At 67.9% G+C, this 25,014-nt stretch carries 30 protein-coding genes and 1 tRNA gene; 18 read left to right on the forward strand and 13 right to left on the reverse strand.

The window, feature by feature from the left end; genetic code table 11:
- Positions 1-21 precede the first annotated feature (21 nt).
- The 5 genes from ACFWFP_RS34045 (at position 22) to ACFWFP_RS34065 (ending at position 2,079) form a co-directional block, all read left to right on the forward strand.
- Positions 22-570: a hypothetical protein gene (locus tag ACFWFP_RS34045; protein WP_378639088.1), complete on the forward strand. Its 549-nt coding sequence runs from the start codon at positions 22-24 to the stop codon at positions 568-570.
- A 127-nt stretch (positions 571-697) separates the two neighbouring features.
- Positions 698-1,120: a DUF3052 domain-containing protein gene (locus ACFWFP_RS34050; RefSeq protein WP_101469203.1), complete on the forward strand. Its 423-nt coding sequence runs from the start codon at positions 698-700 to the stop codon at positions 1,118-1,120.
- Between the two features lie 73 nt (positions 1,121-1,193).
- Positions 1,194-1,658, forward strand: a complete 465-nt coding sequence (locus ACFWFP_RS34055; protein ID WP_067456651.1) for a peroxiredoxin — start codon at positions 1,194-1,196, stop codon at positions 1,656-1,658.
- 32 nt (positions 1,659-1,690) lie between these two features.
- A tRNA-Val gene (locus tag ACFWFP_RS34060) sits at positions 1,691-1,762 on the forward strand.
- A gap of 98 nt (positions 1,763-1,860) precedes the next feature.
- Positions 1,861-2,079, forward strand: a complete 219-nt coding sequence (locus tag ACFWFP_RS34065; RefSeq protein ID WP_379302048.1) for a hypothetical protein — start codon at positions 1,861-1,863, stop codon at positions 2,077-2,079.
- A 38-nt stretch (positions 2,080-2,117) separates the two neighbouring features.
- On the opposite strand, the gene ACFWFP_RS34070 is transcribed toward ACFWFP_RS34065, so the two are convergent.
- Both ACFWFP_RS34070 and ACFWFP_RS34075 read right to left on the reverse strand, forming a co-directional pair.
- On the reverse strand, positions 2,118-2,330 hold the full coding sequence (locus tag ACFWFP_RS34070) for a hypothetical protein (protein ID WP_379302050.1): 213 nt from the start codon (positions 2,328-2,330) through the stop codon (positions 2,118-2,120).
- A 96-nt stretch (positions 2,331-2,426) separates the two neighbouring features.
- The gene (locus tag ACFWFP_RS34075; protein WP_379302052.1) at positions 2,427-3,179 is read right to left on the reverse strand and encodes a GTP-binding protein; all 753 of its coding nucleotides are present in this window, start codon (positions 3,177-3,179) and stop codon (positions 2,427-2,429) included.
- A gap of 119 nt (positions 3,180-3,298) precedes the next feature.
- Here ACFWFP_RS34075 and ACFWFP_RS34080 point away from each other — a divergent pair, with 119 nt between their 5' ends.
- On the forward strand, positions 3,299-3,745 hold the full coding sequence (locus tag ACFWFP_RS34080) for a Zn-ribbon domain-containing OB-fold protein (RefSeq protein ID WP_379302054.1): 447 nt from the start codon (positions 3,299-3,301) through the stop codon (positions 3,743-3,745).
- Positions 3,738-4,940: a lipid-transfer protein gene (locus ACFWFP_RS34085; RefSeq protein ID WP_379302056.1), complete on the forward strand. Its 1,203-nt coding sequence runs from the start codon at positions 3,738-3,740 to the stop codon at positions 4,938-4,940. The genes ACFWFP_RS34080 and ACFWFP_RS34085 overlap by 8 nt, the downstream gene beginning before the upstream one ends.
- A gap of 70 nt (positions 4,941-5,010) precedes the next feature.
- Here ACFWFP_RS34085 and ACFWFP_RS34090 read toward each other — a convergent pair whose 3' ends face one another.
- The gene (locus ACFWFP_RS34090; RefSeq protein ID WP_379302058.1) at positions 5,011-5,664 is read right to left on the reverse strand and encodes an FMN-dependent NADH-azoreductase; all 654 of its coding nucleotides are present in this window, start codon (positions 5,662-5,664) and stop codon (positions 5,011-5,013) included.
- Positions 5,665-5,797: 133 nt separating this feature from the next.
- On the opposite strand from ACFWFP_RS34090, the gene ACFWFP_RS34095 reads away from it, so the two are divergent.
- From ACFWFP_RS34095 to ACFWFP_RS34120, 6 genes are all read left to right on the forward strand, one after another.
- Positions 5,798-6,139 (forward strand): winged helix-turn-helix transcriptional regulator, encoded by a 342-nt coding sequence (locus ACFWFP_RS34095; protein ID WP_379302060.1) that lies wholly within the window; start codon positions 5,798-5,800, stop codon positions 6,137-6,139.
- A gap of 207 nt (positions 6,140-6,346) precedes the next feature.
- On the forward strand, positions 6,347-8,119 hold the full coding sequence (locus ACFWFP_RS34100; protein ID WP_379302109.1) for a hypothetical protein: 1,773 nt from the start codon (positions 6,347-6,349) through the stop codon (positions 8,117-8,119).
- The gene (locus ACFWFP_RS34105) at positions 8,116-8,310 is read left to right on the forward strand and encodes a hypothetical protein (RefSeq protein WP_379302062.1); all 195 of its coding nucleotides are present in this window, start codon (positions 8,116-8,118) and stop codon (positions 8,308-8,310) included. The genes ACFWFP_RS34100 and ACFWFP_RS34105 overlap by 4 nt, the downstream gene beginning before the upstream one ends.
- On the forward strand, positions 8,307-8,684 hold the full coding sequence (locus ACFWFP_RS34110) for a hypothetical protein (RefSeq protein ID WP_379302064.1): 378 nt from the start codon (positions 8,307-8,309) through the stop codon (positions 8,682-8,684). The genes ACFWFP_RS34105 and ACFWFP_RS34110 overlap by 4 nt, the downstream gene beginning before the upstream one ends.
- Positions 8,681-10,009, forward strand: a complete 1,329-nt coding sequence (locus tag ACFWFP_RS34115; protein ID WP_379302066.1) for a hypothetical protein — start codon at positions 8,681-8,683, stop codon at positions 10,007-10,009. The genes ACFWFP_RS34110 and ACFWFP_RS34115 overlap by 4 nt, the downstream gene beginning before the upstream one ends.
- Positions 10,010-10,075: 66 nt before the next feature.
- Positions 10,076-10,720 (forward strand): GNAT family N-acetyltransferase, encoded by a 645-nt coding sequence (locus tag ACFWFP_RS34120; RefSeq protein WP_379302068.1) that lies wholly within the window; start codon positions 10,076-10,078, stop codon positions 10,718-10,720.
- A 50-nt stretch (positions 10,721-10,770) separates the two neighbouring features.
- Here the strand turns inward: ACFWFP_RS34120 and ACFWFP_RS34125 are convergent, their stop codons facing one another.
- Positions 10,771-11,043 (reverse strand): hypothetical protein, encoded by a 273-nt coding sequence (locus ACFWFP_RS34125; protein WP_379302070.1) that lies wholly within the window; start codon positions 11,041-11,043, stop codon positions 10,771-10,773.
- Complete coding sequence (locus ACFWFP_RS34130) at positions 11,036-11,599, reverse strand: RNA polymerase sigma factor (protein WP_379302071.1); 564 nt, start codon at positions 11,597-11,599, stop codon at positions 11,036-11,038. Before ACFWFP_RS34130 ends, ACFWFP_RS34125 begins: the two co-directional genes overlap by 8 nt.
- Before the next feature lie 360 nt (positions 11,600-11,959).
- Between ACFWFP_RS34130 and ACFWFP_RS34135 the strand changes: the two genes are divergently transcribed.
- The gene (locus ACFWFP_RS34135; RefSeq protein ID WP_379302073.1) at positions 11,960-13,606 is read left to right on the forward strand and encodes an ABC-F family ATP-binding cassette domain-containing protein; all 1,647 of its coding nucleotides are present in this window, start codon (positions 11,960-11,962) and stop codon (positions 13,604-13,606) included.
- Positions 13,607-13,672: 66 nt separating this feature from the next.
- Here the strand turns inward: ACFWFP_RS34135 and ACFWFP_RS34140 are convergent, their stop codons facing one another.
- Positions 13,673-14,434: a class I SAM-dependent methyltransferase gene (locus ACFWFP_RS34140; RefSeq protein WP_379302075.1), complete on the reverse strand. Its 762-nt coding sequence runs from the start codon at positions 14,432-14,434 to the stop codon at positions 13,673-13,675.
- Between the two features lie 153 nt (positions 14,435-14,587).
- Here ACFWFP_RS34140 and ACFWFP_RS34145 point away from each other — a divergent pair, with 153 nt between their 5' ends.
- A complete protein-coding gene (locus tag ACFWFP_RS34145) occupies positions 14,588-15,478 on the forward strand; it encodes a ribonuclease Z (protein WP_379302077.1) in 891 nt (296 codons plus the stop codon).
- Positions 15,479-15,519: 41 nt separating this feature from the next.
- On the opposite strand, the gene ACFWFP_RS34150 is transcribed toward ACFWFP_RS34145, so the two are convergent.
- A complete protein-coding gene (locus ACFWFP_RS34150) occupies positions 15,520-15,930 on the reverse strand; it encodes a hypothetical protein (RefSeq protein WP_379302079.1) in 411 nt (136 codons plus the stop codon).
- A 74-nt stretch (positions 15,931-16,004) separates the two neighbouring features.
- Positions 16,005-16,658 (reverse strand): TetR/AcrR family transcriptional regulator, encoded by a 654-nt coding sequence (locus tag ACFWFP_RS34155; protein WP_379302081.1) that lies wholly within the window; start codon positions 16,656-16,658, stop codon positions 16,005-16,007.
- A 93-nt stretch (positions 16,659-16,751) separates the two neighbouring features.
- Here ACFWFP_RS34155 and ACFWFP_RS34160 point away from each other — a divergent pair, with 93 nt between their 5' ends.
- Positions 16,752-17,123: a nitroreductase family deazaflavin-dependent oxidoreductase gene (locus ACFWFP_RS34160; protein WP_379302083.1), complete on the forward strand. Its 372-nt coding sequence runs from the start codon at positions 16,752-16,754 to the stop codon at positions 17,121-17,123.
- A 77-nt stretch (positions 17,124-17,200) separates the two neighbouring features.
- Here the strand turns inward: ACFWFP_RS34160 and ACFWFP_RS34165 are convergent, their stop codons facing one another.
- Positions 17,201-17,737 carry a DUF3145 domain-containing protein gene (locus ACFWFP_RS34165; RefSeq protein WP_379302085.1) on the reverse strand — a complete coding sequence of 179 codons (537 nt, stop codon included), beginning with the start codon at positions 17,735-17,737 and terminating at the stop codon, positions 17,201-17,203.
- 103 nt (positions 17,738-17,840) lie between these two features.
- Positions 17,841-18,656, reverse strand: coding sequence for a serine hydrolase domain-containing protein (locus ACFWFP_RS34170; RefSeq protein WP_379302087.1), 816 nt, complete (start codon positions 18,654-18,656; stop codon positions 17,841-17,843).
- 39 nt (positions 18,657-18,695) lie between these two features.
- On the opposite strand from ACFWFP_RS34170, the gene ACFWFP_RS34175 reads away from it, so the two are divergent.
- The gene (locus ACFWFP_RS34175) at positions 18,696-19,892 is read left to right on the forward strand and encodes a serine hydrolase domain-containing protein (protein WP_379302089.1); all 1,197 of its coding nucleotides are present in this window, start codon (positions 18,696-18,698) and stop codon (positions 19,890-19,892) included.
- Positions 19,893-19,954: 62 nt separating this feature from the next.
- Here the strand turns inward: ACFWFP_RS34175 and aztD are convergent, their stop codons facing one another.
- From aztD to aztB, 3 genes are all read right to left on the reverse strand, one after another.
- A complete protein-coding gene (gene aztD / locus ACFWFP_RS34180; protein ID WP_379302091.1) occupies positions 19,955-21,115 on the reverse strand; it encodes a zinc metallochaperone AztD in 1,161 nt (386 codons plus the stop codon).
- A 26-nt stretch (positions 21,116-21,141) separates the two neighbouring features.
- Positions 21,142-22,011 (reverse strand): zinc ABC transporter substrate-binding protein AztC, encoded by an 870-nt coding sequence (aztC, locus tag ACFWFP_RS34185; RefSeq protein ID WP_379302093.1) that lies wholly within the window; start codon positions 22,009-22,011, stop codon positions 21,142-21,144.
- A 155-nt stretch (positions 22,012-22,166) separates the two neighbouring features.
- On the reverse strand, positions 22,167-24,284 hold the full coding sequence (gene aztB, locus ACFWFP_RS34190; protein WP_379302095.1) for a zinc ABC transporter permease AztB: 2,118 nt from the start codon (positions 24,282-24,284) through the stop codon (positions 22,167-22,169).
- Positions 24,285-24,332: 48 nt separating this feature from the next.
- Between aztB and aztA the strand changes: the two genes are divergently transcribed.
- The gene (aztA, locus tag ACFWFP_RS34195; RefSeq protein ID WP_379302097.1) at positions 24,333-25,010 is read left to right on the forward strand and encodes a zinc ABC transporter ATP-binding protein AztA; all 678 of its coding nucleotides are present in this window, start codon (positions 24,333-24,335) and stop codon (positions 25,008-25,010) included.
- Positions 25,011-25,014 lie beyond the last annotated feature (4 nt).

Genomic DNA, 25,014 nt, shown 5'->3' on the forward strand with positions numbered 1-25,014 from the left:
AGTGAGAGGGAACGCCGGACGATGAGGGTGCTGCACGCGCGCCGACTGGGGCTGATCTGCGCCTTTGTCGCCGTGACCGCGGGTTCGGTGGTGGCGGGTTGCGCCGAGCAGATTCCCGGCACGCCGACCACCGACGCGGCCGAAGTAGCCGCCTACAAGACCACGGCCGCGGCGTCGTCCTCGGCAGCCGCGTCCTCGCGCGCCGCGGCCGCGCGCGAGCGCGCGATCACCGACAACTGCGGGCAGTTCGCCACCACCACCGGCGCCGGCGTCACCGCCTACAACGACTTCGTCTCCGCGCACGACACCAACGCTCCCGACTACGCCGCCAAACGCGAGTCCGCGGCCACCACCCTCGACAACGCGGCGACCAAAGTGGAGTCGGGCGTCGTCGCCGCGGCGGGCGCGCTGCCGACCGAACTGGCCGACAAATTCACCGCCTATGTCGTCGCGGCGCGCGAGTTGGCCGTGCAGACCAGAAAGATGACCTACAACTCACCTGTCGGCAAGCTCAACGAGGCCAGCCGCACCATCAACCAGGCACGCACCGCAGTCCACGACGCCTGTTGAGACGGCCGATTTTGCCCTGCCGACACGCGGCATACGGTCCCAATTCATCCGATCGGCTTGCGCTGCGGCCGATAACCATGTTCGCTTGCACCTATCTTACTGTCGGAAGTTTAGGGAGGACACCACCGTGGTCGCCGCGGCGGACGCGCAGAACTACGCTCAGAAGCTTGGCATTTCTCACGGCTTGGTTGTTCAGGAATTGGGCTGGGACGAGGACACCGACGACGCATTGCGCGCCGAGATCGAGGAGGTCAGCGGCGGCGAAATGGTCGACGAAGACTCCGATGAGGTCGTCGACGCCGTCCTGCTCTGGTGGCGAGAAGGTGACGGCGATCTGGCCGACGAGCTGATGGATGCCATCAGCCCGCTGGCCGATGAAGGCTTCATCTGGGTCCTCACCCCCAAGACCGGTCAACAGGGCCATGTCGATCCGAGCGAGATCGCCGAAGCCGCACCCACGGCCGGCCTGACCCAGACATCCACCATCAGCCTCGGCAGTTGGACGGGCTCACGCCTCGTTCAGCCGAAGGCACCGTCCAAACAGCGCTGAATCCGCCGTTCGCTAGGGTCTCAGTTGGGCTCGCATGCCCGGCTGGGACCCGACACGACGGAGGATTCGTAGTATGCCGCTAGAGGTTGGCACTCTCGCGCCGGATTTCACGCTCAAGGACCAGAACAACCAGCCCGTCACCCTGTCGGATTTCCGCGGCAAGAAGAACGTGCTGCTGGTGTTCTATCCGCTCGCCTTCACCGGCATCTGCCAGGGCGAGCTGTGCAAGGTCCGCGACGAGCTGCCCAAATTCCAGAACGACGACGCCGAGATCATCGCGATCTCCGTCGGCCCGCCCCCCACCCACAAGATCTGGGCCGCGGAACAGGGCTACCTGTTCCCCCTGCTGTCGGACTTCTGGCCGCACGGCGCCGTCACCCAGTCCTACGACGTCTTCAACGAGAAATCCGGCTATCCCAACCGCGGAACATTCGTCGTCGACAAGTCCGGCTACATCACCTTCGCGGAGATGAACGGCCCCGGACAAGCCCGTGACCAGGCGGCTTGGGAGAAAGCCCTCGCCGCGCTAGATTCATAACCCGACACCGCCGGTACTCCCCGGCGGTGCCAGGGCGTATAGCTCAGCGGTAGAGCACTGGTTTTACACACCAGCGGTCGGGGGTTCGAACCCCTCTGCGCCCACATTTCATGTTGCAGGTGGACGGCGATAGTCCTCGCACCACCGGTGCCCCAGGATTCGGGGGCGGTCGGGATCAGTTGATCGACCGTACGATTTCGGCATGACTTTCACCAGCCGGGCGTTGCGCACCGGTACCGCAGTCCTGGTCATCACCGCCGGACTGGTCGCCGCCGCCGGGCCTGCCGCTGCGGAATCCCCGCAGGGTTCTGGGAGCAGCTCGTTGGGCACCGGCTCTTCCTCGCTGGTGCAGTCCGTGCTCACTGCGATCGGGTGCGCCGTCGGGGCCAACTCGTGCGGGCCCATCGTCATCCCTCTGTAGATCGTTCACCGGACAAGGATTTCGGGTCGGCGCAGGGGCTAGTGCTCGCAGTCGGTGTGGATCGGTGGGCAGTAGATGGTCGTGGCGCAGGCGAGGCAGGTGTGCGTTCGGTGATGGCCGCCGATGCGGAGGCAGGGCAGCACGCTGACGAGCGAACGGCCTGCCCCGAGCCGGTGGCCGTTGGGGCAGAAGCGCGGCGCTGGTTCCGTCCAGCGTCCATTGCGCAGGTAGAGCCGAATCGAGTCGCACATACGTTCGATTATGCACTTCGGTGGGTGGGTGACGCGACTCGGCACACCACCCCCACCATGACTGAGCCACGTTCCGATCAGGCCGGGACGCGGTGGTCAGTAGTCGAGGGCGTGCTCTGGCTGGCACACATACAAGGGCGATGGCAAGTAGCGGACGATGGCGTCCAGGAGTGGGGCGATGTCGTCGCTCGCGAGGGGTGCGCCGCACAGGATGGGCACGAGGTCACCGTGGCGGGTGCGGCGGCGGATGCGGGTGTGCAGGTCTCGAACGGTGAGCGAGTCCGCGGGGCGCTGTTCGGTCAGGGTCTCGATGAGCGCGCGAGACCAGCGCTCGACGGGTTCCCGTCGACTTCCCGAGGATTCGGCGCCCATGGGTTCGAGTGCCGACAGCGGAACCAGGTCGATGACGTCGAAGTCGGCGCCGGTGCCGACGGGGATCTGGAGCGCCAACGGCGCGGCCCCGCGCGTGTCGGCGATCGTGCGAACACAGCGGGGGAAGTCGGCGGCGGGGTGATCCAGGCCGCCGACCAGACACAGGCGGGCGACCTGGTGGTCGTCGGCGACTCGCAGCATGGTTTCCAGTCGCGGAGTGCTCCGCACGGCGGCGTTCACGACCACGATGACCCCGTCGGCCAGGCGGATCGATCGTTCCAGGTCGGCGATGAGCGGGTCGCCCGATAGCTCGGTGACGCGAATCGTGTGCTCGATTCCGTCCATCGACCAGCGGATCGTGTTCTCGGTGTCGCCGAAACATCGGCGCAGGCGATGGACGACGCGCGCCGCCCCGTCGGTATCGCCGATGATCGTGACGTTGCGAATCGACTGCGGGTCAATAGCTTTGGTGCCCATCGCGCGGTACTCCAGATCGATGTCATCGCGTCCTCGATCCGCCCACCGTACCCGCGCCCGAGCAGCGCTGGAACGGAATTCCGCCCCAAAGTAGAACGTGTTCCTATACCGTCGGCCACGTGCAGAAAGAACAACGCCCCGCCGTGGCTGACTGGTTCACTGCGGACGACGGCCAGGTACGTCTCAGAGGAACTCGCTGCAACGACTGCGGTACGCCGTACTTCCCGAAGAACACGCTCGCCTGCCGCAACCCCCAGTGCACAGGTACCCACGACGGCTCCGAGCTCGTCGAGTACCTGTTCTCCACCCGTGGCCGGATCTGGTCGTACGCGGACGCCCGGTACAAGCCGCCCGCGCCCTACGTCTCGGCCGATCCCTTCGTCCCCTATGTCGTTGCGGCGGTGGAGCTCGAGGTCGAGCAGATGGTGATTCTCGGGCAGGTCGTGCGCGGTCTCACCGTCGACGATCTGGCCGTCGGCATGCCGGTCGAATTGACCGTCGGGACGCTGTACGAGGACGAGGACGCAGAGCACACGGTGTGGATGTGGAGGCCGGTCAATGACTGACACGAACGATCGCGACATCGCCGTCCTCGGCGCGGGCATGCACCCGTGGGGCAAGTGGGGGCGCAACTTCGTCGAATACGGTCTGGTGGCGGCGCGTGCGGCGCTGGCCGATGCCGGGTTGGACCACCGCGATGTCGGCTACATCGCCGGCGCCGACACCATCCGCAACGGCTACCCCGGTTTCGTCTCGGGCGCGACGTTCGCGCAGGCGCTCGGCTGGTCGGGTGCGCAGATCTCGAGTAGCTACGCCGCCTGCGCCTCCGGTGCGCAGGCCATCGCCAACGCGCGCGCCCAGATCCTGGCCGGGCTGTGCGAGGTGGCGCTGGTGGTCGGCGCGGATACCACCCCGAAGGGCTTCTTCCAGCCGGTCGGTGGCGAGCGCCGCGATGACCCGGACTGGTTGCGCTTCCATCTGCTCGGCGCCACCAACCCCATCTATTTCGCACTCTATGCCCGCCGCCGCATGGCGTTGCACGGCGCCACCCTCGACGACTTCGCCGCGGTCAAGGTGAAGAACTCCCGGCACGGCCTGAACAACCCGAACGCCCGCTACCGCAAGGAAGTCTCGGTCGAGGAGATCTCGGCCTCGGCGATCGTGTCGGACCCGTTGCGGCTGCTCGACATCTGCGCGACCAGCGACGGCGGGGCCGCGCTGGTGCTGACGTCGATGGATTACGCACGCCGCCACGGCATCGCCGATCCGGTGCGCATCTCCGCGCTCTCGACGGTCACCCCGACGTTCCCGAAAACCGTGCTCGATCTGCCGGATTTCTCGACGGATTCCGCCGTGGCCGTCGAGCCCCCGTCTCGCACGTTCCGCTCGGCCATCGCGCACGCCGCCTACGAAGAGGCCGGAATCGGTCCCGCCGACCTGTCCTTCGCCGAAGTCTATGACCTGTCCACCGCGCTGGAACTGGACTGGTACGAGGACATCGGGCTCTGTGAGACGGGCGAAGCGGAGGCTCTGCTGCGCAGTGGCGCAACGACATTGGGCGGACGGGTACCGGTGAACCCCAGCGGCGGCCTCGCCTGCTTCGGTGAGGCCATCCCCGCACAGGCCATCTCCCAGGTCTGCGAGCTCACCTGGCAGTTGCGCGGCCAGGCCGAGGGCCGCCAGGTGGACAACGCCCGCGCGGGTATCGCGGTGAACCAGGGCCTCTTCGGCCATGGTTCGGCGATCATCGCCACTCGCTGACCCCGAACGATCAAGGTCGAATTGCCGAAACCCCGGGCCCTGTCCGGGGTTTCGGCATCACCGCGCACTCTCAGCACGCTAACTCGACGGCTTCGCGCTCAGGAGTCAGGTCGGCTACCCGGTTGCGGGCGCGTTCGAGGGATCGCTGTAGGCGCTCACCGCCGAATTCGTCGTTGCCGGTGTAGACGAACTCGACTTCGTCGATGCCGATGAAACCCAGCGCCGTGCGCAGGTACGGCTCCACATGGTTCATGCTCGCCAGCGGACCGCCCCTCTCGTAGCCGGCGTCACCGGTGCCGACGATGACGAAGGCGCGTTTGCCGGCGGTGAGTGGCGTGTACGGCGCCGCGGCCTCGGGGTCGAAGGAGAAAGTGCGGCCGACCCGGACGATCTGGTCGATATAGGCCTTCAGCATCGCCGGAACCCCGAAGTTGTACATGGGGACTCCGAGCACCAGCACGTCGGCGGCGAACAGCTCGTCCACCAGCTGGTCGCTGTAGGCCAGGGTCTCGCGCATCTGCGGGGTGCGCTCCCCCGGTGCGGTGAAGGCGGCGGCGATCCAGTCCTCGGTGAGGTGCGGAGGCGGTTCGTGGCCGAGGTCGCGGCGGACCACCGTGTCACCGGGTCGGCCCTCGTGCCAGCGCGCCACGAACTCCCCGACCAGGGTGCGGGTGTGGGAGCGCAATCGGCGCGGGCTGGCATCGAGCTGAAGTAGCTGGGCCATGTCTGAAACTCCTGTCGGGACCGGTTCTGCTTGCTGGATCGAGCCTGCCCGACGGGGAATATCCGCGTAAGAACGCACATTTCTGTTACCCGGTACCCTTTTTCATACCTGTGCCGGTGAGACGAGGATGCGCATGGCCAAACGTAAGCAGGATCTCGATTTCGACTGCCCGGTCGAGGTCACCCTCGATGTGATCGGCGGCAAATGGAAGGGCATGATCGTCTTCCAGCTGAGCGAGGGAACGGCCCGGTTCACCGAGATGCGCCGCGCCATGACGCACGTGACCCAGCGGATGCTGACCGCGCAGCTGCGCGAACTCGAGCGCGACGGCGTCCTCACCCGCACCGTGTATCCGGAGGTCCCGCCCCGGGTCGAGTACGAGCTGACCGACTTCGGCCGCGGTCTCGTCCCGATCATCCGGCTGATGGAGACCTGGGGCGAGCAGTACCGGCAGCAGCTGCGTCCGGCCGGGTAGCCACCTCGCGCGGCTGAGCGCTCGACCGCGACCCGCGCGCGGGGTATCGGTGTAGCGCGGAATTCGGGATACTGTTCGTTACCCCGCAGACCGGGCGCTTCGACATATCGGAGGACTGCCGTGGCCACAGTGTTGAGCGATCCGTCGACGATTCTGGCCGAGCCGGGCACCGAAGGCGGCGGCGCGGCCCTCGATCAGGTCGCGCTGATGACCGGCGCGGCCGCGGTGGTCGGTGCGGTCCTGCTGTGGGTGGCCTACCTGCACCGGACCCGGCGCATCACCTGGCTGCGGCGGCTGGCCGACTTCAGCGGTCGCCTCATGAATCGTCCCGGCTGGGTGGCGCTGCCGATCGCGATGTTTCTCGCGACCATCCTGACCGCGTTCCTCGGCTTCATCTGGGATGTGAGTCTGCATGTCGGCAAGGGCCGCGACGACGGACCGCTGGCCAACCCGGCGCACTATTTCATCCTGGTCGGCCTGTTCTTCCTGTTCATGGCGGGCATGCTCGCGATCATCCTGCCGCTCGACGAGAAGCCGGGCCGGGCCGCGGTGAAGATCACCCGCGACTGGTACGCCCCCGTGGGGGGCATCTTGATCGCCGGTGCCGGTCTGTACGCGCTGATCGGTTTCCCGCTCGACGACATCTGGCACCGGCTGTTCGGCCAGGACGTCACACTCTGGGGGCCCACGCATCTCATGCTCATCGGCGGTGCCGGTCTGTCGCTGATCGGCGTGCTCGTGCTCGAACTCGAAGGCCGCTACAACCGGCCCGACCCCGAGCGGGCCGACGGGCGGATGCTGTGGGCGATCCAGGCGTTCGCTTTCGGCGGCCTGGTCATCGGACTGTCGGTTTTCGGAGTCGAGTTCGATTTCGGCGTCGAGCAGTTCCGGCTGGTGCTGCAACCGATGTTGATCGTCTTCGCCGCCACCATCGCCCTGATCTCGGCGCGATTGACGCTCGGCGCACTCAGCACCCTGGTCCTGGTGGCGTTCGCGTTCGCGGTGCGCTCCATCGTCGCGGTCCTGGTCGGTACCGGATTCGAGGCGCCGCGCAATGTGTTTCCGCTCTACCTCGGTGCCGCGATCGTGGTCGAACTGCTCGCCCTCGTTCCGCTGATTCGCCGACCGCTGTGGTGGGGCGCGCTCACCGGGCTCGGTGTGGCGACGGTGGGTATCTGGCTGGAATCGCTGTGGATCGAGCGGATGTTCGTCAATCCCTGGGTCGGCGGGATGTGGCCGGAGCTGCTCGCGATGGCGGTGCCGGTCGGTGTGGCGGGCGGTGTGATCGGCGCGATGCTCGGCACCGTCTTGCGCGGCGAGGCGCTGCCCAAACCCCCGGTGCGGCGGGCGATCGTGGTCGCCGCGGTGGTCATCGCGGCGGCGGCCACCGCGAACGGGCTGATCATCCGGGTACCGGAGAACGCGTCGGCGACCGTCGTGCTGACCGACGCCGATCCCGAGCAGGGCGGGCGGATGGTCACCGCCGATGTCCGGCTCAACCCCGGGAATTTGATCGGTGCCGATCCCGAATGGGTGGAGATCCTGGCGTGGCAGGGCGGTACCGGCGAGGACAGTCCCGGCCACGGCCTCGTCGTGGACAAGCTCCGTCGCGTCGCCGACGACCACTTCGTTTCCACCCGTTCGGTGCCCGTGCACGGCACCTGGAAGACGCTGCTTCGCCTGCAGGACGGGCGCATGCAATCCGCGCTCCCGATCTTCATGCCGCTCGATCGCGGCATCGGCGCCGCGGAGGTGCCGGCGCCCGACAGCTTCACGCGGCCGTTCGTCGAGGAGATCTCGGTCCTGCAGCGCGAACGGTCCTTCGACCATCCGTCCTGGCTGATCGGTCTCGCGGGGCTGGTGGTGCTGGCGTGCAGCCTGGCCTTGATCGCGGCGATGGCGTGGGGTGCGGCCCGCGTCAACGATCGCTATCTGGCTGCGGGCAGCACACCGGATCAGAAGGCAACGGCCATAACATGATTCGCCAGGAGAACGTCGACCTGCTCGCCGACCACTCCCTCCTGCTGGCGATTCCGGCTTTCCTGCCCGCGGTGGCACTGGTCGGTCTGGTGCTGTTCATCGCGATGCGTGATCGGCGCGCGGAGAAACGCGAAAACGAGGACGCACGAGAACGATCCGCGCCGACCGACCACGCCGAGGAGAATCCGTGACACATCGTCGGCTCCGGTACGGCCTTGTCACGGTCGCCGCGGGTTCGCTGCTGCTGGGCTGCTCATCGGGTGCGGAGTCCGAGCCGAGCGCCGAGCCCGCGAGCACGGCCCGCACCATCGACATCCGGATCGCGAACGGCGCGGTGTCCCCGGCCAATACGCGCACCGAAGCCGAAGTCGGGCAACGCATCGTCTTGCGGGTCGACAGCGACGCCACCGACGAACTGCATGTCCACTCCGCCCCCGCGCACACCTTTCCCGTCGCCGCGGCTTCCGGCCAGCAGTTCGACTTCACCGTGACGGTGCCGGGCCGGGTGGAGATCGAACTGCACCACCTCGGACGGACGGTGACGACACTGCTGGTCCGGCAGTGAGCCCCCTCGCCCACGGCCTCAACGGTGCCGCTGACCTGCCGATTCCGCTCACCTACGCGTTGATCGGCGCGGCGTGGGCGCTGACCTTCTCGTTCGCGCTGCTGTTCCTCGCCTGGCGTCGACCCCGTCTCGACCCCGCCTCGCCGGGAGTCCCCCTGCCGACGCCGGTACGCCGGATGGTCGACGCCCGCGCGACGCGGACGGTCATCGCCGTGGCGAGCGTGGTCGTCACGGTCTGTGTGGTCGTCATCGCGGTGTTCGGTTCCCCGGATCCGGCCCGCAACCCGGTGCCCGGAGTGCTCTACATCGGCGTTTGGGTCGCGGTGATGGTGGCGTCCCTGCTGGTCGGGCCGGTCTGGAAGGTGATCTCCCCGGTCAGGGCGATCCATCGATTCGGCTGTCTGCTGCTGCGGCGATCGCCGGAGCAGGGTCTTCTCCGCTATCGCGAGCGCTGGGGTTACCTCCCGGCCGCTGCTGGCCTGTTCTCCTTCGTGTGGCTGGAGTTGGCGTGGCACGCACCGGGGTCGGTGAGCGCGGTGCTGACCTGGTTGCTCGGCTATCTGGTCGTGACCACGATCGGTCTCGTGCTGTTCGGCACCGTCTGGGCAGAGCGGGCGGATCCGCTCGAGGTGTACAGCACGCTGCTGGCGCACCTGAGCGCCTACGGCCGCGACGGCGCGGGGCAGCCGGTGTTGCGCATGCCGCTGAACAATCTCGCGGGGACTCCCGGACTCGCCGGATCTGTCGCGGTCGCGGCGACGCTGCTCGGATCCACCGCCTTCGACAGCTTCTCCACTTTCCCGCGGTGGCGCGTCCTGGTCGACGACCTGGCTCCGGTCGTCGACGCGACACTGGTGCGCACGGCCGGACTGCTGGTCTTCATCGGGGTGGTCGGGGGGCTGTTCTCCGTCGCCGCGCGCGCCACCGGTGGCCTCTCCCCCGCAGATCGAGCGCTGCTGCCGCGGCGGCTGGCGCTCAGTCTCACCCCGATCGTGGCGGGCTATCTGATCGCCCACTACCTCACGTTTCTCCTCGAGAAGGGGCAGGCGACGGTACTGCTGCTGGCGGACCCACTCGACCGTGGATGGAACATCGCGGGTCTGGCCGATCGAGATGTCGCCTACGTGCTGTCGAGTCATCCGAGTGCGCTCGCGACCTGCAAAGTGCTCGCTGTCCTGATCGGCCACCTCCTCGGCGTCGCCGCCGCGCACGACCGCTGCCTTGTCCTGCTACCGCCGCGTCACCGGCTGACCGGGCAGCTGGCATTGATGCTGACCATGGTCGGCTTCACGTTCACCGGGCTGTATCTGCTGTTCGGGGGTTAGCGGCGTCAGGGGCACAGTGCGCGAAAATCAGAGGAGCCGGATCTGGCTCGCCCGGCACAATGACTCATGCTCATCGACCACTGGCCACTGCTCGGACTGCGCCTGACCACACCCCGCCTCGAACTTCGTCTGCCCTCGGACGAAGACCTCGCCGCACTGGCCGACCTCGCCGCGGAAGGCGTGCACGACTCCGACCGCATGCCGTTCACGGTCCCGTGGACAGATCTCCCTCCTCGCGAACGAGCACGCTCGGTGGTTCAGCACCATTGGCTCCAGCTCGGCAGCTGGTCCCCCGACGACTGGACTTTGAACCTCGCGGTCTTCGAGCACGGCCGCATCGTCGGGCAGCAGAGCATCCGCGCCCGTGATTTCGCGACCCTGCGTGAGGTCGGCACCGGCTCCTGGATCGGCTTCCGGCACCAGGGGCGAGGCATCGGCACCGACATGCGCGCAGCGGTTCTGCATCTGGCCTTCGCGGGGTTACACGCCACCGACGCGGTCTCCGGCGCCTTTGCCGACAACCCGTCCTCGTTCCGAGTCTCCGAGAAGCTCGGCTATGAGCCCGACGGGATCCAGCGCCTCGCGGTGCGCGAGAAGGTCACGGTCATGCGCCGGGTGCGGCTCTCGCGCGGGCGATGGGAGAGCAAGCAGCGAACAGCCGTCGAGATCGACGGACTCGCGCCCTGCCTGCCGCTGCTCGGCGCGGCGTGACTGCCGTCGAGCGGCCGACGGAGTTGCCGGCCGCTCGACGGCGTGCGCTGCTAAGGAGCGACTCGGTGGGTGTCGCCGACGGTCAGTGTGCACTGGCCGTTGTCACAGGAGCGCCGCAGCCGGCCCCGCGAGATGGTCTGCATCAGCCCGATCGCCCAGCACGTCGGACACCCGCGCAGCGCGATCACACCCACGGGCAGCAGCAACAAGCTGAGCGGCCCGGCCACGGGGATCAGCGCCACCGACCCGACCAGCGCGCCGAACCCCACCCCGCCGCGTACCAGGTGCTCGACCATGGACTTACTCGCGAAATCGTCACTCATCATTTCCTCCGGGAGCCTCATCAGGCGTGGCCTGCAACGCTTGCTGAACGGTCGCTCGTGCCCGGTGCAGCCGCGATTTCATCGCCGCGGTACTGAGCCCGAGCGCATCGGCGACCATCCGACCGCTGTAGCCCTGGATGTCGCGCATGATCAGCACGCTGCGCTGGTCGGCGGGCAGGTCGGCGACCGCGGCCGCCACCCGGCCCGCTTCCAGACGTCGCAGCACTTCGTCCTCGGCCGAGGCAGCCGAGATGTTGTCCTGCACGAGGATTCGTCCCGACAAGCTCGTCCGCACGCGACGCAGGCACTCGTGGCGAACGATCCGGAACATCCACGACGCCAGCGCACCGGAGGCCCGCAACATCCCGATCTTGCGATACAGGATGATCAGCGCCTCCTGCGCCGCGTCCTCGGCGTCTTCCGGTGTGGCGCACAGGGAATGGGCGAAGCGCTGGATGTGCGGATGCGACCCCGAGACCAGTGCCGCGATCGAATCCACGTCACCGCTCTGCGCGGAGGCGATCAATCGCTCATCGGGCCACCGTGACTCACCCACGCCCAGCTCGTTTGCGCTTCACGACCACCATGCACGTGCAGAGCAACACCAGACCGACGACAACACCGATACCGATGACCACAACAAACCTCCGTGTCCTGTCCCGACGTCCGTCGCGACACACATAAGAGGCACCGGCGACCCGAAAGGATTCACCCGTCCCGAAAACTCGTTGGCAACCGACGCGCACCTCGGTATCGTTCGAATCATGCACACAGGCACCTCGATGATGAAGCCCTGGTCGCTCCGCTGACGGCGGCGACCCGCATTCCATCCCCTTTCTGACGCCGCTGTCCCGGGTATCCACGCCGGGCGGTCCTTCGTGCTGTCCCGGCTCCTTCCTCGAGCTGCGGAGAATCTGTGTCCCTCTCTCACATCGGCCGATCCGGCCTGTCCACCCACCTTCCGGCCGGCGCGAACGCCCATATCAAGGCGACATCGATCCAGGTCACGCTCGGATCGCGTGCGGTGCTCACCGACGTTTCCCTCACGGTGTCGGCCCGTTCCCGGCTCGCCATCGTCGGGGAGAACGGACGTGGCAAGTCCACGCTGTTGCATGTGCTGGCCGGGGTGCTCGTCCCGGATGGCGGCTCGGTCACCCGAGTCGGTACCGCGGGCCTCGCCCGGCAGGCCATCACTTCCCGCGCGGGTGAAACCGTCGGCGACTTGGTCGCGGAGACGATCGAACCCGCTGTGCGGGCATTGTGCGATCTCGATGCCGCCACGCTCTCGCTCACCGCTGAAGAAGCGGGTGCCGACGACACCTACGCGGCGGCCCTCGACGCCGCGACCAGGCTCGACGCCTGGGACGCCGAGCGCCGCGTCGACATCGCGCTGTCGGCCCTGCACGCGTGCACGGATCGGGAGCGCCCGTTGGCGACGCTGTCGGTCGGGCAGCGCTATCGAGTCCGCTTGGCGTGCCTGCTCGGGTCGACCCAGGACATCGTGCTGTTGGACGAGCCGACGAATCACCTCGATCGGGACGGTCTGGACTTCCTGACCGGCCGCCTGCGCACCCGTTCCGGCGGGCTGGTGGTCGTCAGCCACGACCGTGCGCTGCTGCGTGATGTCGCCGAGGAGTTCCTCGACCTCGATCCCAGTCAGGACGGGCGCCCGCAGCTCTTCGCCGGTGGTTACCCGGGTTGGCAGGAGGGCAGGGCGCGCGCCCGCGACCGGTGGGAACACGAATACGAGGAGCAACTGACCGAGCGTGCGCGCCTGCACGATGCGGTGGCCGGTGCGCGTGACCGTCTCAGCACCGGCTGGCGACCGGACAAAGGACACGGCAAACATCAACGCCAGTCTCGGTCACCCGGACTGGTGCAGGCACTGAGGCGACGCCAGGCCGATCTCGAAGCTCAGGTCGTCACCGTGCCCGAACCTCCTCTGCGACTGCGCTTTCCCGAGTTGCGGGTGCGGGCGGGCACGCCCCTGATCAGCGCGGACGGCATCACGGTGACCGGTCGCCTCGACTCCCCCGTCTCGCTGTCTCTCGACGCCGGCGAACGCCTCCTGGTCACCGGCCACAACGGTGCGGGCAAGTCCACCCTGCTCGCCGCGCTCGCGGGCACGCTCGAGCCGTCCACCGGCACCGTCCGCCACTACGGTCCGGCCCGCGTCGCACTCATCGGCCAAGAGGTCCCCGCATGGGACCCAACCCTCACCGCCCAGGACGTCTACGACCAGCACATCCGAACCCTGCACAACACCATCGACCCCATCTCGCTCAGCGCGACAGGTCTGCTCGAGCGACGATCCCGCCACACCTCCGTCGCCCGCCTCTCCCAGGGCCAGCAACGCCGCCTCCATCTCGCCATCCACCTAGCCACCCGCCCCCACCTCCTCCTCTGCGACGAGCCGACCAACCACCTGTCGATCTCCCTGGTGGACGACCTCACCACCGCCCTGTCGATCACCCCCGCCGCCATCGTCATCGCCACCCACGACCGCCGAATGCTCACCGACCTCGCCCACTGGCCACACCTACCCCTCACCACGATCTCGTGATGACCGCAGCACCGGTCCCGCCGGTCGAGAACTCAGGGTTCGCGACCCCACCAGCGTCGCCGACCGTCAAGGACGACGAGCGCTGATGAGCCAAGATCGTGAGTCGAAATACACGCCGGTTTCGGTCTCGTGGCCGGCCAGGACCTCGCGCAACCGTGCGCGGGCTTGCTCGGCTTTCGTGGGCTCGAGGGCGGCGAGGAAGGCCGTGAATCCGGTCAGGCGGAGGAGATTGTCGTAGGCGGCCGTGCTGTCAGGACCGTAGTAGACGGGCTCGTCGATCTCGGTGAACTCGACGTCGGTGAAACCCGCTGCTACCAAGAGAGATTCGGTGGCTTCCGGGTCGGCGAGCGAGAAGGGTCCGCGGTCGGGCGTGGCGATCGACGCGGCGAGGACGTCGCTGAACACAGTCGCCCATTCGTTGCGGTCGTGGCCTTGCCAGACCAGCCACGCGAGACGGCCGCCCGGACGGAGGGCACGGGCGATGTTGGTGAACGCCGCGATCGGGTCGGCGAAGAACATCACACCGAACCTGCTGATACAGAGGTCGAAGTACAGGGGCGGAAAGGAGTTCACCTGTGCGTCCGCCAGCTCGAAACCGACATTCGACGGGCCTTCGTCGGCGCTGATCCGACGGGCCTGTTCGAGCATCACCTCCGAGATATCGACCCCCACGGCACTTCCGTCGACGGCCGCGCGAGCCGCCTCGCGCGTGGTATGCCCGGTGCCACAACCGATGTCGAGCACACGATCACCAGCTCGGACCTTCGCGGCCGCGAAGAAGTGCGCAGTGTGCAGACGTAGTTCGGCGTCGTAGTCGAACAGATCCATCGTCGTCCTCCGGAAGCTGTGTCATCGGTACGAGCCTCGGCGGGCGGCACGCACTCGGTCCATCTCACCATCACCGTCGTCGGCGCACCCGCCCGTCGCGGGCGACGGTCGAATCGACGTGACACCGGCGCGGCGAGCCGCCAGGATGGGTCGATGTCGACACGAGAACTCGTCGTCCTCGGCACAGCCGGTGCTGTGCCCACCCGCCGTCGCAATCACAACGGCTACCTGCTGCGCTGGGACGGGCAGGGCGTGCTGTTCGATCCCGGCGAGGGTACGCAGCGTCAGATGGCGCACGCGGGCGCTTCCGCGACCGAACTGAACTGGTTGTGTATCACCCATTTTCACGGCGACCACTCGCTGGGCGTCCCCGGCATCGTGCAGCGGCTGGGACGTGACGGGGTACCCCATGGCGTACACGCCGTCTATCCCGGCGAGAACGCCGAGTACTGGGAAAGGCTGCGCTACGCGACGAGCTACTACGGCTCTCCCACGCTGATCGAGCATCCGGTGAGCGGCCCCGGTGAAACGTTGCAGGGCAACGGTTTCACCCTCACCGCGCTTGCCCTCGCCCACAGCATCCCCACCTACGGCTATCGCCTCGCCGAACCGGACAGCCGAACGTTTCTGCCCGAGAAGCTGCGCGAGCACGGCATCTCCGGCGCCGCGATCCGTGAGCTGTCCGGGTCACTGCTGGCGGAATGCTCGGCGCCGAGGCCGGGCCAGAAGGTCGCGTTCGTCATGGATACGCGCCTGTGCGACAACGTCTTCGAACTCGCGGAGGATGTCGACATGCTGATCATCGAGTCGACCTTCCTCGACTCCGAAACGGATCAGGCGCACGAACGCGGCCATCTCACGGCCCGCCAGGCCGGGGAGGTCGCGCGTGCTTGCGGCGTGAAAACCCTTGTTCTGACTCACTTCTCAGAGCGCTACACCGAACGTGAGGACCACCTGTTCATCGAGCAGGCAGCCTTTCCCGGCGCCGTCCTCGCCCACGATCTCGACCGCGTCAGCCTCCCGGCACGACGCACCGACAGCTGACGACAGCCGCGGCATACCGGCCGCGGCTGTCGGCGAATCCGCTAGAAGCCGAAGCTTCCGGTCGAGGGCGTCGCGGTCGGAACGTTGACCGTGACCAACTCGGAGAACGCGAACTCGGCGCCGTTGACGCAGCCGCCGCGAGCGGTGATCGTGGTGCCGGGCTCGAGTCCGTCGAGCGAGGTCACGACGGTCTTGCCGGGGTCGGCCAGCGATTCCGGTGCGCTGTCACCGAAGAACACGTGATTGTTCTCGGGACCGACGCCCGCTTCGGCCCAGCACTGTCCCCGGTCGTTCGGGTTGCGCAGAGTGGCGGTCACGGTGCCCGCCGCCGTACCGGCGAAGGTGATCTCGGGTGCTACGAACGGTGTCGCCGCGCCGGCTGGTGCGCCGGGACCGAAGGCGACCACCGCGGCTGACGCGGCGAGGATGGCTCCAGAAATTCGTCTGTTCATCACACGTTTGATGCTGCACCACAACGGATTCCGATTCAAGGAGCGCGGTGCCCCAGCAATCGGGGGCTGGCGCCTCAGCGCGGCATTCGGCGCGCCTCGAGCGCATCCAGGATCAGATCCAGACCGAAGCCGAATTCACTCGAGTAGTCGCACCCCGGCCGCAGCGCATGGTCGACGATCATCTCGGTGAGATACGGCAACTCGTCCGCCGGCAGGTTCGCGAGAATGCCGCCCGCGACTTCCTCGACATCGGCAGGCACGGACACGGGCAGGTTCGCCTCCTGCAGGACGAACCCGCCGACATAGCTGTCGAGCAGCGAGACAGCGTGCGCGGCCATCGGCAGCGAGAACCCCGCCTCGCGAAGAACTCCGAGAACAGCATCGTGATGACGCAGTGTCGCCGGTCCGGGATGCCGGCGCGAATCCATCAGCCCGAGCGCCCAGCTGTGTCGCGCCAGCACCGATCGCGCCGAGCAGGCCCTGTCCCGGATCACCTCCCGCCACTGCGCGCTGCCCGCCTTCGGCAACTCGATCGCCGCGAACACCGCGTCGACGACCCCGTCGAGCATCGCGTCCTTGTTCGGCACGTGGTGGTAGAGCGACATCGCCTCCACGCCCAGCTCCTGCGCCACTCGCCGCATCGTGATGGCCTCCGCTCCCCCACGGTCGGCGACCCGGATCGCGGCATCCAGCACACGATCGCGACTGAGCGGTTGCCGTACGGGCATGAAACCTCCTCGGTGACGAAGTGTTGACAAGCTTACAGTCGTAAGTCAGCCTTACAGGTGTAAGTAACACCGGCCCGAACAAGGGAAGCACCCATGCCTATGCCGATCTGGTGGGGCCACATCAACAAACGCGTCTTCAACCCCCGCGCTGTCGCAGGCGGAAAATGGCCGGTGCTCACCCACACCGGCCGCACCTCGGGAAAGACCTACCGCACCCCACTCGACGCCCACCCCGTCGACGGCGGCTACCTGTTCGTCCTCGTCTACGGATCAGCCTCGGACTGGGTGCAGAACATCCTGGCCGCCGGCACCGCGCAACTCCGCAAGGACGGCCGCGAGGTAACCCTCACCGCGCCCCGCGTCGTCGGCAGAGACGAAGCGTTCCAAGCGCTCCCGCCAGAAATCCCCCGCCCACCGAAACTCCTGCGCATCACCGAGTTCCTGCGCATGGACCTCGCCGACTGACTTCGCCGGGCCGCCTCCAGCACATCCCTGGAACTGCCGGTCGGACACTGGTCGGCCGGTATCGCGCGGGTCCGGCGTCAACCCACATCCCGTCGCAGCCAGGTGACTTCGGCGCCGACGTTGTCGGTTCCCTGACGGAATGCCTCGAGATCCTCGTCCCATGGCGTGCCCAGTGCCCGGTCGAGTTCGGTGGAGAGGTCGAAGGTTCCGTGGACGTCCAGTTCCTTGGCGGCTTGGAGTAAGGCGCGTAATCGCATTTCGCCCAGCATCACATCGCCGTTGGCGCCGGTGGATCCGTGCCAGAGTCCGAGGAGGGGGACGAAGCTGTAGCGTTCGCCGTCCACGCCTTCGCTGGGATCCTCGGTGACTTCGAAGCGGAGCACAGGCCAGGTGCGCAATGATTGGGCAATTCGGGCCGCGGTGCCGACGGGACCGATCCAGTCGCTGCTGGCGCGAAGTTGCCCGTCGGCCGGTTGGGTGTTCCAGCGCAATTTCGCGGGGGACGACAGTGCGGTGGACAGCGCCCATTCCACGTGAGGGCACAACGCGGCAGGCGATGAGTGGATGTAGACCACACCCGCCGTCGCGTCAGCGAACTGACTCGATGCGCGCACTTACCAACACCTCCAGCCTCGACAAGGAACGTCTTCCCCAACGGCCCGTCGCGGTCTGGCGTGGCACGAGTGTACTGAAGTGCGCGGTGTTGCGCGTGTTACTTTACTGCGTGTTATGTGTCTCTGCGATAACGGAATCGCTGAATTTCGGCCACGCCGTTCTGGCCCAGTCACCGAAATTCTCGTCGCTCAACGCGATTGTCGCCACTCCGATTTCCGGGTCGACCCAGAGGAACGTGCCGGACTGGCCGAAGTGGCCGTAGGTGCGGGCGGAATTGGTTGCCCCCGTCCAGTGCGGGGTTTTCCCGTCGCGGATTTCGAATCCCAATCCCCAGTCGTTGGGGCGCTGGGAGCCGTATCCGGGCAGGACTCCGTTGCGGTCGGGGAATTGCACCGAGGTCGCGTCGTCCAGGGTTTGCCGAGATATCAATTGAGGTGTCAGCAACTCGGCGGCGAATAGCGTGAGGTCGGCGAGCGAGGCACTGCACCCATGGCCGGCGGAACCGTCGAGGGCCGCCGTGCGCATACCGAGCGGCTCGAAAACCGCCTCGCGCAGATACCGCGGGAATTCGATCCCGGTCAGATCGGTGAGGAAATCGGCGAGCAGTTCGAAGCCCGCGCTCGAGTAGATGCGCCGGGTACCGGGTGCGGCGAGAACTTCGGGAGTGGCGAACGCGACGCCCGAGGTGTGGGCCAGCAGGTGCCGCACGGTCGAACCGGGCGGACCCGCCGGTTGGTCGAGTTCGACCGCGCCTTCCTCGAGCGCCACGAGGGTGGCGTAGGCGACGAGCGGTTTGGTGACCGAGGCGAGCCGGAACACCCGCTCGGTGTCGCCGATACTCGACACACTGCCCGCGGTGACCACGGCGGCGGCGGCGTTCTCGACCGGCCAGTGCTGAACCTGCTGCAACGATCGCATATCGGCAGCGTACGAGACGCGGCTACGATCGTGGACACCATGAGTCCCGCACCATCGATCCACGGCGACGTGGCGGCCGGTTTCGGCCCCGTCGCCGACGCCTTCCGCCGCAACTTCACCGATCACGGCGAGATCGGCGCCGCTGTCGCCGTCTACTCCGGTGACCAGCCACTGGTCGACCTGTGGGCAGGCCATCGCGACCGCAAGCGCGAGGTGGCGTGGGAACGCGACACGATCGTGCCGGTGTTCTCCTCGTCGAAGGGGATGTCGGCGTTCACCCTCGCGACGGCGGTGTCGCGAGGGCTGCTCGACTACGAGGCGCCGGTGGCGAAGTACTGGCCGGAGTTCGCCGCGCACGGCAAAGAGCGCGTCACGGTGCGTCAGCTGATCGATCATCAGGCCGGTCTGTCAGGTCTGGACCGGATCGTGAAACTGCGTGAACTGCTCGACCGCGACGCCCTCGGCGAGCTGCTGGCCGCGCAGAAGCCCGCGTGGGAGCCGGGCACCCGGCACGGTTATCACGCGCTCACGCTGGGGCTCTATCAGAGCGAATTGCTGCGGCGGGTGGATCCGGGCGGCCGTAGTCTCGGGCGCTTCTTCGCCGAGGAGATCGCGGGCCCGGTCGGCGCCGATCTGTTCATCGGCCTGCCCGAGACCGAGTCGATGGACCGGGTCGCCCAGCTCTCGGCGACCAAGGGCTGGGACATCTGGCGCTACGAGCGGCGCGACCTGCCGCTGCGCATCGGCGGTGAGGTCTATGCCAAGCGGGGACACTCCTATGCGGCACTGACCAATCCGCGTCCCGGCGCCCCCGCGCGCGCCGCGCGGCGGGAGTTCCTGGAGATCGAATGGCCCGGCATGAACGGTGTCGGCAATGCCCGCGCGCTGGCGAAGGTCTACGGCGCCGCCGCCGGACGCACGGGCGTGCTGCCGATCAGCGAGGATGTTCTCGACTTGCTGGCCGCCGCCGACACCGCCGACGATGTGCCCGCCGACGACCTGGTGCTGCACACCAAGAGCCGCTATCACCTCGGTTTCCGCAAGTCGCGCGGCACGTTCCGCTTCGGCTCGGACAAGCGCGCGTACGGCACCACCGGTTTGGGTGGCTCCTTCGGATTCGCCGACCCGACCACCGGAGTGGGTTTCGGCTACAGCATGAACCGGCTCGGCATGGCGATTCTCGACGATGTGCGCAGCCGCAACCTGCGCGAGGTCGTCGTGCGGTGCGCCGCCTGAGTCGACGAACTGCACCGACGAGCACCACGCTCGCCGGTGTACGGCGAGCGTGGTGATCTCGATCAGTGCGCGGTGACGCCGGTCAGCTCGTTCGGCGTGGCTGCCAGCGTGGTGCTGGCGGTGATGTTTCCGGTGGCCAGGTCGACGCGGTGCACCTGCTTGGACGCGGGGTCGCTCACGTAGGCGACGCCGTCGCGAACGAACAGGTTCGGGCGGGCGACCTGCCAGTTGAGCGGCTCCTGCCAGCTGCCGATCACCGGGATGGTGCGAACCACCGTGCCCGCGACGGGGTCGATGACGTGGATCTTGCCGTCGGTGCCCAGCACCAGAGCCTCACCCTGCGGGCCGCGGGCCAGCGAGCGGAAGGTGTAGCTGGTGCCGATGTCGACCAGCCGCAGTGTGCCGTCGGTGGTGTTCACCAGTGAAATCTGCTGCGGGCGTTCGAGTTCGGCGTCCTTGTCCTGCTTGTAGTCGCCGAGCACGATCGGCGACGCGTCGCTGCCGGCCATATTGCCGATCCGCCCGTAGGCGGTGGGGCTGGTGACCTTGGTGATCTTGCCGTCGCGGTAGACGACGGCGCCGGTCTGGCAGCCGATCACGACCGCCTCGCCCTGGGCCGCCGCTTCACCGTGCACGCCGGGGCAGTCCTCGTTGCGGGTGAGCTCCTTGCGGTCCTTGTCGAGCGCGACGATGCCGACCCGCTTGTCCTCGGTGCCGAGGGTGAGCACCATGTTCCCGTTGCTCAACTCGATCGCGACACCGTGGTGCGGAGCGGCGGCCTGGTAGACCTCCGTCGGCTTACCGCTGTCGACCTGCGCGGTATCGAGCACGGTGACCTCACCGGAGCCGTCGGCGAAGAGCACGGTCTTGCCGGCGTGCCGGACGACGTGGCCCGGCTTGGCGGCGGGGAACTGGGTTCCGGTGAACGCGGCGTCGTAGGCGTCGAAGACGCGGAAGCCGTCCTTGGTCGACACCATCAGATGGTCGTCGTCCCCGACCGGGTTGAGCCGGTTGTAGCCGTCGATCTTCACCTCGCCCCGCTGGGCCAGTGACGCGCCGTCGAGGACGTAGATGCCGCCGTCGTAAGTGAGGGCGATCGGTTCGGCACCCGGCGCGTGCGGGTGGTCGTGACCGGAATCCTCTGTGCCGCAACCGCTCAGCGCCATCGCCGCGGCGAGTGCCGCGGACATGGCCACCATGGTCGTGGTCCGTGACCTGTTCATGTAATGCTCCATCTCTTGTGCGTGAATTACGTGCTCGGCCCGGATAGACCACGGGCGATGGCCTCGGTGTTGGCGCGAGCCATCTCCAGATAGGTGGCCGCACCGTCACCGGGTGCGGTGAGCGACTCGGTGTGCAGAGCGATCACCTGCACCTGTAGCCCGGTGTGTTCGGCGAGGACGCGCGAAAGCCGGTCGGGCTGGGCGGAATCGGCGAAGATCGCGCTCACCCCGGCGGTCCTGATCGCGGTCGCGAGGTCGTCGAGATCGGAGGCGCTCGGCGAGGCCAGGGTGGTGCCGCTGGGAATCACCGCACCGATCACCCGGAACCCGAATCGCTGTGCGAGATAACCGAAGACGTGATGGTCGGTCACCAGCTGCCTGCGCTCGGCCGGGACGGCGGCGAAGCGGTCGGTCATCCAGCGGTCCAGCTCGTCGACCTCGCCGAGGTAGCGCCGCGTGTTCGCCCGCACCGCGTCGGCGTCGATGCCGTCGACCCGGGCGAGCACCTCGGTACTGATCGCCTCGACGGCCGTGCGCACCCGGCGCGGATCGGTCCAGAAGTGCGGATCGGGTTGTCCCGCCGACTCATCGGAGGTGTAGGCGATCGGGTTCACCCGCTCGGCCACGGCGAGGGTGGGAACCCCGGCAGCGGCGGCGGCCTCCACATGCCGGGCCACGCCTTCCTCAAGCCCGAGCCCGTTGTGCACCACCAGCGCCGCTCGCTCGATCTCGGCTGCTTGACGTGCGGAAATGCCGAACGAATGCGGATCGGCGCCCGCCTGCATCAGCACTGTCACCGGCACGGTGTCACCGACAACTGCCCGGGTCAGATCGCCGAGGATATTGGTGGTCACCACGATCCCGGACCGCTCGGCCCCGCTGCTGCACGCACTCATCAGCGGCACGAGCAGGGCAGCTGCGAACAGGAGCGGGACTGCGCGGCGGATCGCCCCCGTGATCCGACCAATGGCGTAGCGGCGCAACGCTATCGACGTCACGGCAGTTGCCCGCCGTCGGCTCGAGGGCAGAACGTGAGAGATGTGCGCGCGCTTCACAGGCCTGTCTCCACCATCAGCGAGGGCGCGATGTCCAGCGAGAACGTGCGCGCGACGCGAAGATTGTCGTTGTAGGCGATCTCGTGGACGGTGCGCGCCCGAGAGTCGTTGATATAGGCGCGCTCCGGGTCGACACTGATCACCGGATCGCCTTCGACGGGCCCGGCGATGAGCGCGGTACGCGCTGTCTCCGTGCCGGTTTCGGGGTCGATGCCGTGCAGCACACCATCGCGGGTGAGCACCAGCAGCGGCGATCCTTCACCGGCGGTGTTCACCGCGACCGCGTCGGGGATCGCGATTCGAGTCCAGGTCTTCTTCCTGATGTCGAGCGACCACACACCGTCCCGTCCCGCGAGCGCGGTCAGGGTGGTGCTGCCGGGGCGGTGGGTGAACACGCTCGCCCGGTCGGTGGTCTGCGCCGGATAGGGAATCTTCTCGGCGACGACATCGCCCTCGCGCTGTGCCACCACGAGCGCGCCGTCGGCACAGCCGAAGACAACGCCGCGCCTGGTCACGGCCTGCCCCTCGGGCTGCGGACACGTCACGGCCTGCACGTGCCCCGTCGCGCCGTCTCGCCCGCGCACCTCGACTCGACCTGAGCTGTCAGCGACCACGATCCGCTCGGCATACGGGAGGGCGATGCCCTCGATTCGGCGTTGCGGCTGGGCGGCACCGCCATCCAGCGCCGGACGGTCGAGCAGGATCGACGCACCGGAGTCCAGCACCAGCGACGCGACAGCAGCATCGCTGTACGCACCGGCAACCCCGGAACGACCCGCGCCACTGCCGTCTTCCGGTGCGGGAGTGACACTTCCGGCTCCAGGCCCGGCGGTCACACCGCTGTCGGCCGCGGCGATCACACCGACCTCCCGGATGGGGGCCACGTAGTAGTGCCGGTGGTCGCCGTGGTCGACGGTCCACGCCCCGCTGTCCACGACCTGAATCGACGCGCCCGAACTCAGGTACGCGAAGCGCCCGTCCCCCACCGCGCCCACGGTCGGCACGTCCAGGCCGCCACTGCTCGGCGACGGCGGGGCGCCAGCCGAGGCGCTCGAAGGTGGTTGCACTCGAGCAGTTTCCGGTGAACCGGCGTCAACGGTCGTGACCTCTCCGCTCAGCAGATCGATCACCCGCACAGCACCGGCCTCGTCGGCGACAACCACGCGTGTCCGAGCCTCGCTCATCTCCTCCGCGCCCGCGACGAATCCGTGCGGCGCCGCCTCCTCGACGACCGGTACCTCCGTCGCCCCACAGCCGACCAAAGGCACGGCGGCGAGCGCGACCATGCCCACCCGGCCGACCCGTTCCCGCACCGCGGAAATGAGCGCGGACACGAAGAACGAGCCGACGGCCACCGCCGCGATGGTGGCCCCCGCCGCGGTGCCCGCGTGCCACGAAATGACCAGTCCCCCCACGGTGGACAGCCCACCGATCAGCGCGGCAACCGCCATCACCACCGGCACCCGGTTCGACCAGAACACCGCGGCGGCGGGCGGCGCGATCAGCAATCCGAAGACCAGCAGCGTCCCCACGACATGAAACGACGCCACGATCGCCAAGGTCACCAACCCCACCAGCGCCGCGTGCGCCGCCTTCGGACGCAGCCCGAGGGTGTGCGCCTTGCGCGTATCGAAGGTCAGCGCCACGAACGCGCGATGCCCGAGCACCGCCACCACCAGCGCGACGCCGAGGGCCGCAACCAGATACCACAGGTCGACGGCACGCACGGCCAGCACATCACCGAACAGGAACCCGGTCAGGTCCACCGCGAAGGACTGCGACCGCGACACGATGATCACCCCGGTCGCGAGCATCCCGACGAACAACAGCCCGATCGCGGTATCCGGCGCGAACCGCTTGCCACGGCTCAGCAGCGACACCCCCGCCGCCATGGCGGTGCAGCTGATCGCGGCGCCGATCATCACATTCCCACCGAGCAGCGCCGCGACCGCGACGCCGGGCAGCATCCCGTGCGCCATCGCGTCGCCGAGAAATGCCATGCCGCGCACCACCACCCAGGTCCCGGCGAGCGCGCACACGCACGACACGAGCAGCCCACCCCACAGCGCGCGTTGCACGAAAGCCACCTCGAACGGGGCGAACAGCCAATCCATAGCGCGAGACGATATACTGAAAACGATTATCGTTTCAATTGAGGTGAGATGCAGAACACAGATGACGCAGCACTCCGAATCGAGCACCTGACCGCCGGTTACGCCCGGCGACCCGTACTCCACGAGGTGACGGCCACGATTCCGCGCGGGCGGGTGACCGCGATCGTCGGACCCAACGGTTCGGGGAAGTCGACCCTGCTCGGCGTTCTCGCCGGCACCGTGGCGGCGCACGAGGGGACGGTGCACCGCACCACCACCCGGCGGCCCGCCTTCGTGGTGCAGCACACGGCGATTCCGCCGACCCTGCCGATCACGGTGCGAGAAGTGGTCGCGATGGGGCGCTGGGCGCACTGCGGACCGTGGCGGCGGCTGACCCGTGCGGATCGCGAGATCGCGCGCACCTGCCTGGAGCGCATGGAGCTCACCGACCTGGCCACTCGGCGGCTCGACACCCTCTCGGGCGGGCAACGCCAACGCGCCCTGCTCGCACAGGCATTGGCGCAGGAGTCCGATCTCCTGCTGCTCGACGAACCGGCGGCGGGCTTGGACGAGGCGTCGCAGACCGAGATCTCCCGGGTCCTGGCGCAAATCAGCGCGGCCGGTGTGACTGTCGTCCAGGCCACCCACGACCTGGACGAGGCGAGCAGGGCAGACCACTGCCTCCTGCTGCGGGACGGGCGACTGAAGGCCGCGGGTCGTCCGGAGAAAGTCCTGGTCAGAGCCTAGAGTC

This window comes from Nocardia sp. NPDC060249 (assembly GCF_042728755.1).
In the GTDB taxonomy this organism is placed as follows: domain Bacteria; phylum Actinomycetota; class Actinomycetes; order Mycobacteriales; family Mycobacteriaceae; genus Nocardia.

Bases quoted from the DNA above. Each gene is read 5' to 3' on its own strand.
- ACFWFP_RS34090 (WP_379302058.1), bottom strand. From the start codon at position 5,664: ATGGCCCAGCTACTTCAGCTCGATGCCAGCCCGCGCCGATTGCGCTCC.
- ACFWFP_RS34150 (WP_379302079.1), bottom strand. From the start codon at position 15,930: ATGAACAGACGAATTTCTGGAGCCATCCTCGCCGCGTCAGCCGCGGTG.
- ACFWFP_RS34095 (WP_379302060.1), top strand. From the start codon at position 5,798: ATGGCCAAACGTAAGCAGGATCTCGATTTCGACTGCCCGGTCGAGGTC.
- aztB (WP_379302095.1), bottom strand. From the start codon at position 24,284: ATGGATTGGCTGTTCGCCCCGTTCGAGGTGGCTTTCGTGCAACGCGCG.
- ACFWFP_RS34055 (WP_067456651.1), top strand. From the start codon at position 1,194: ATGCCGCTAGAGGTTGGCACTCTCGCGCCGGATTTCACGCTCAAGGAC.
- aztC (WP_379302093.1), bottom strand. From the start codon at position 22,011: ATGAGTGCGTGCAGCAGCGGGGCCGAGCGGTCCGGGATCGTGGTGACC.
- ACFWFP_RS34145 (WP_379302077.1), top strand. From the start codon at position 14,588: ATGTCGACACGAGAACTCGTCGTCCTCGGCACAGCCGGTGCTGTGCCC.
- ACFWFP_RS34075 (WP_379302052.1), bottom strand. From the start codon at position 3,179: ATGGGCACCAAAGCTATTGACCCGCAGTCGATTCGCAACGTCACGATC.
- ACFWFP_RS34070 (WP_379302050.1), bottom strand. From the start codon at position 2,330: ATGTGCGACTCGATTCGGCTCTACCTGCGCAATGGACGCTGGACGGAA.
- ACFWFP_RS34100 (WP_379302109.1), top strand. From the start codon at position 6,347: ATGACCGGCGCGGCCGCGGTGGTCGGTGCGGTCCTGCTGTGGGTGGCC.
- ACFWFP_RS34085 (WP_379302056.1), top strand. From the start codon at position 3,738: ATGACTGACACGAACGATCGCGACATCGCCGTCCTCGGCGCGGGCATG.
- ACFWFP_RS34045 (WP_378639088.1), top strand. From the start codon at position 22: ATGAGGGTGCTGCACGCGCGCCGACTGGGGCTGATCTGCGCCTTTGTC.
- ACFWFP_RS34120 (WP_379302068.1), top strand. From the start codon at position 10,076: ATGCTCATCGACCACTGGCCACTGCTCGGACTGCGCCTGACCACACCC.
- ACFWFP_RS34065 (WP_379302048.1), top strand. From the start codon at position 1,861: ATGACTTTCACCAGCCGGGCGTTGCGCACCGGTACCGCAGTCCTGGTC.
- aztD (WP_379302091.1), bottom strand. From the start codon at position 21,115: ATGAACAGGTCACGGACCACGACCATGGTGGCCATGTCCGCGGCACTC.
- ACFWFP_RS34105 (WP_379302062.1), top strand. From the start codon at position 8,116: ATGATTCGCCAGGAGAACGTCGACCTGCTCGCCGACCACTCCCTCCTG.
- ACFWFP_RS34155 (WP_379302081.1), bottom strand. From the start codon at position 16,658: ATGCCCGTACGGCAACCGCTCAGTCGCGATCGTGTGCTGGATGCCGCG.
- ACFWFP_RS34140 (WP_379302075.1), bottom strand. From the start codon at position 14,434: ATGGATCTGTTCGACTACGACGCCGAACTACGTCTGCACACTGCGCAC.
- aztA (WP_379302097.1), top strand. From the start codon at position 24,333: ATGCAGAACACAGATGACGCAGCACTCCGAATCGAGCACCTGACCGCC.
- ACFWFP_RS34160 (WP_379302083.1), top strand. From the start codon at position 16,752: ATGCCTATGCCGATCTGGTGGGGCCACATCAACAAACGCGTCTTCAAC.
- ACFWFP_RS34175 (WP_379302089.1), top strand. From the start codon at position 18,696: ATGAGTCCCGCACCATCGATCCACGGCGACGTGGCGGCCGGTTTCGGC.
- ACFWFP_RS34125 (WP_379302070.1), bottom strand. From the start codon at position 11,043: ATGAGTGACGATTTCGCGAGTAAGTCCATGGTCGAGCACCTGGTACGC.
- ACFWFP_RS34170 (WP_379302087.1), bottom strand. From the start codon at position 18,656: ATGCGATCGTTGCAGCAGGTTCAGCACTGGCCGGTCGAGAACGCCGCC.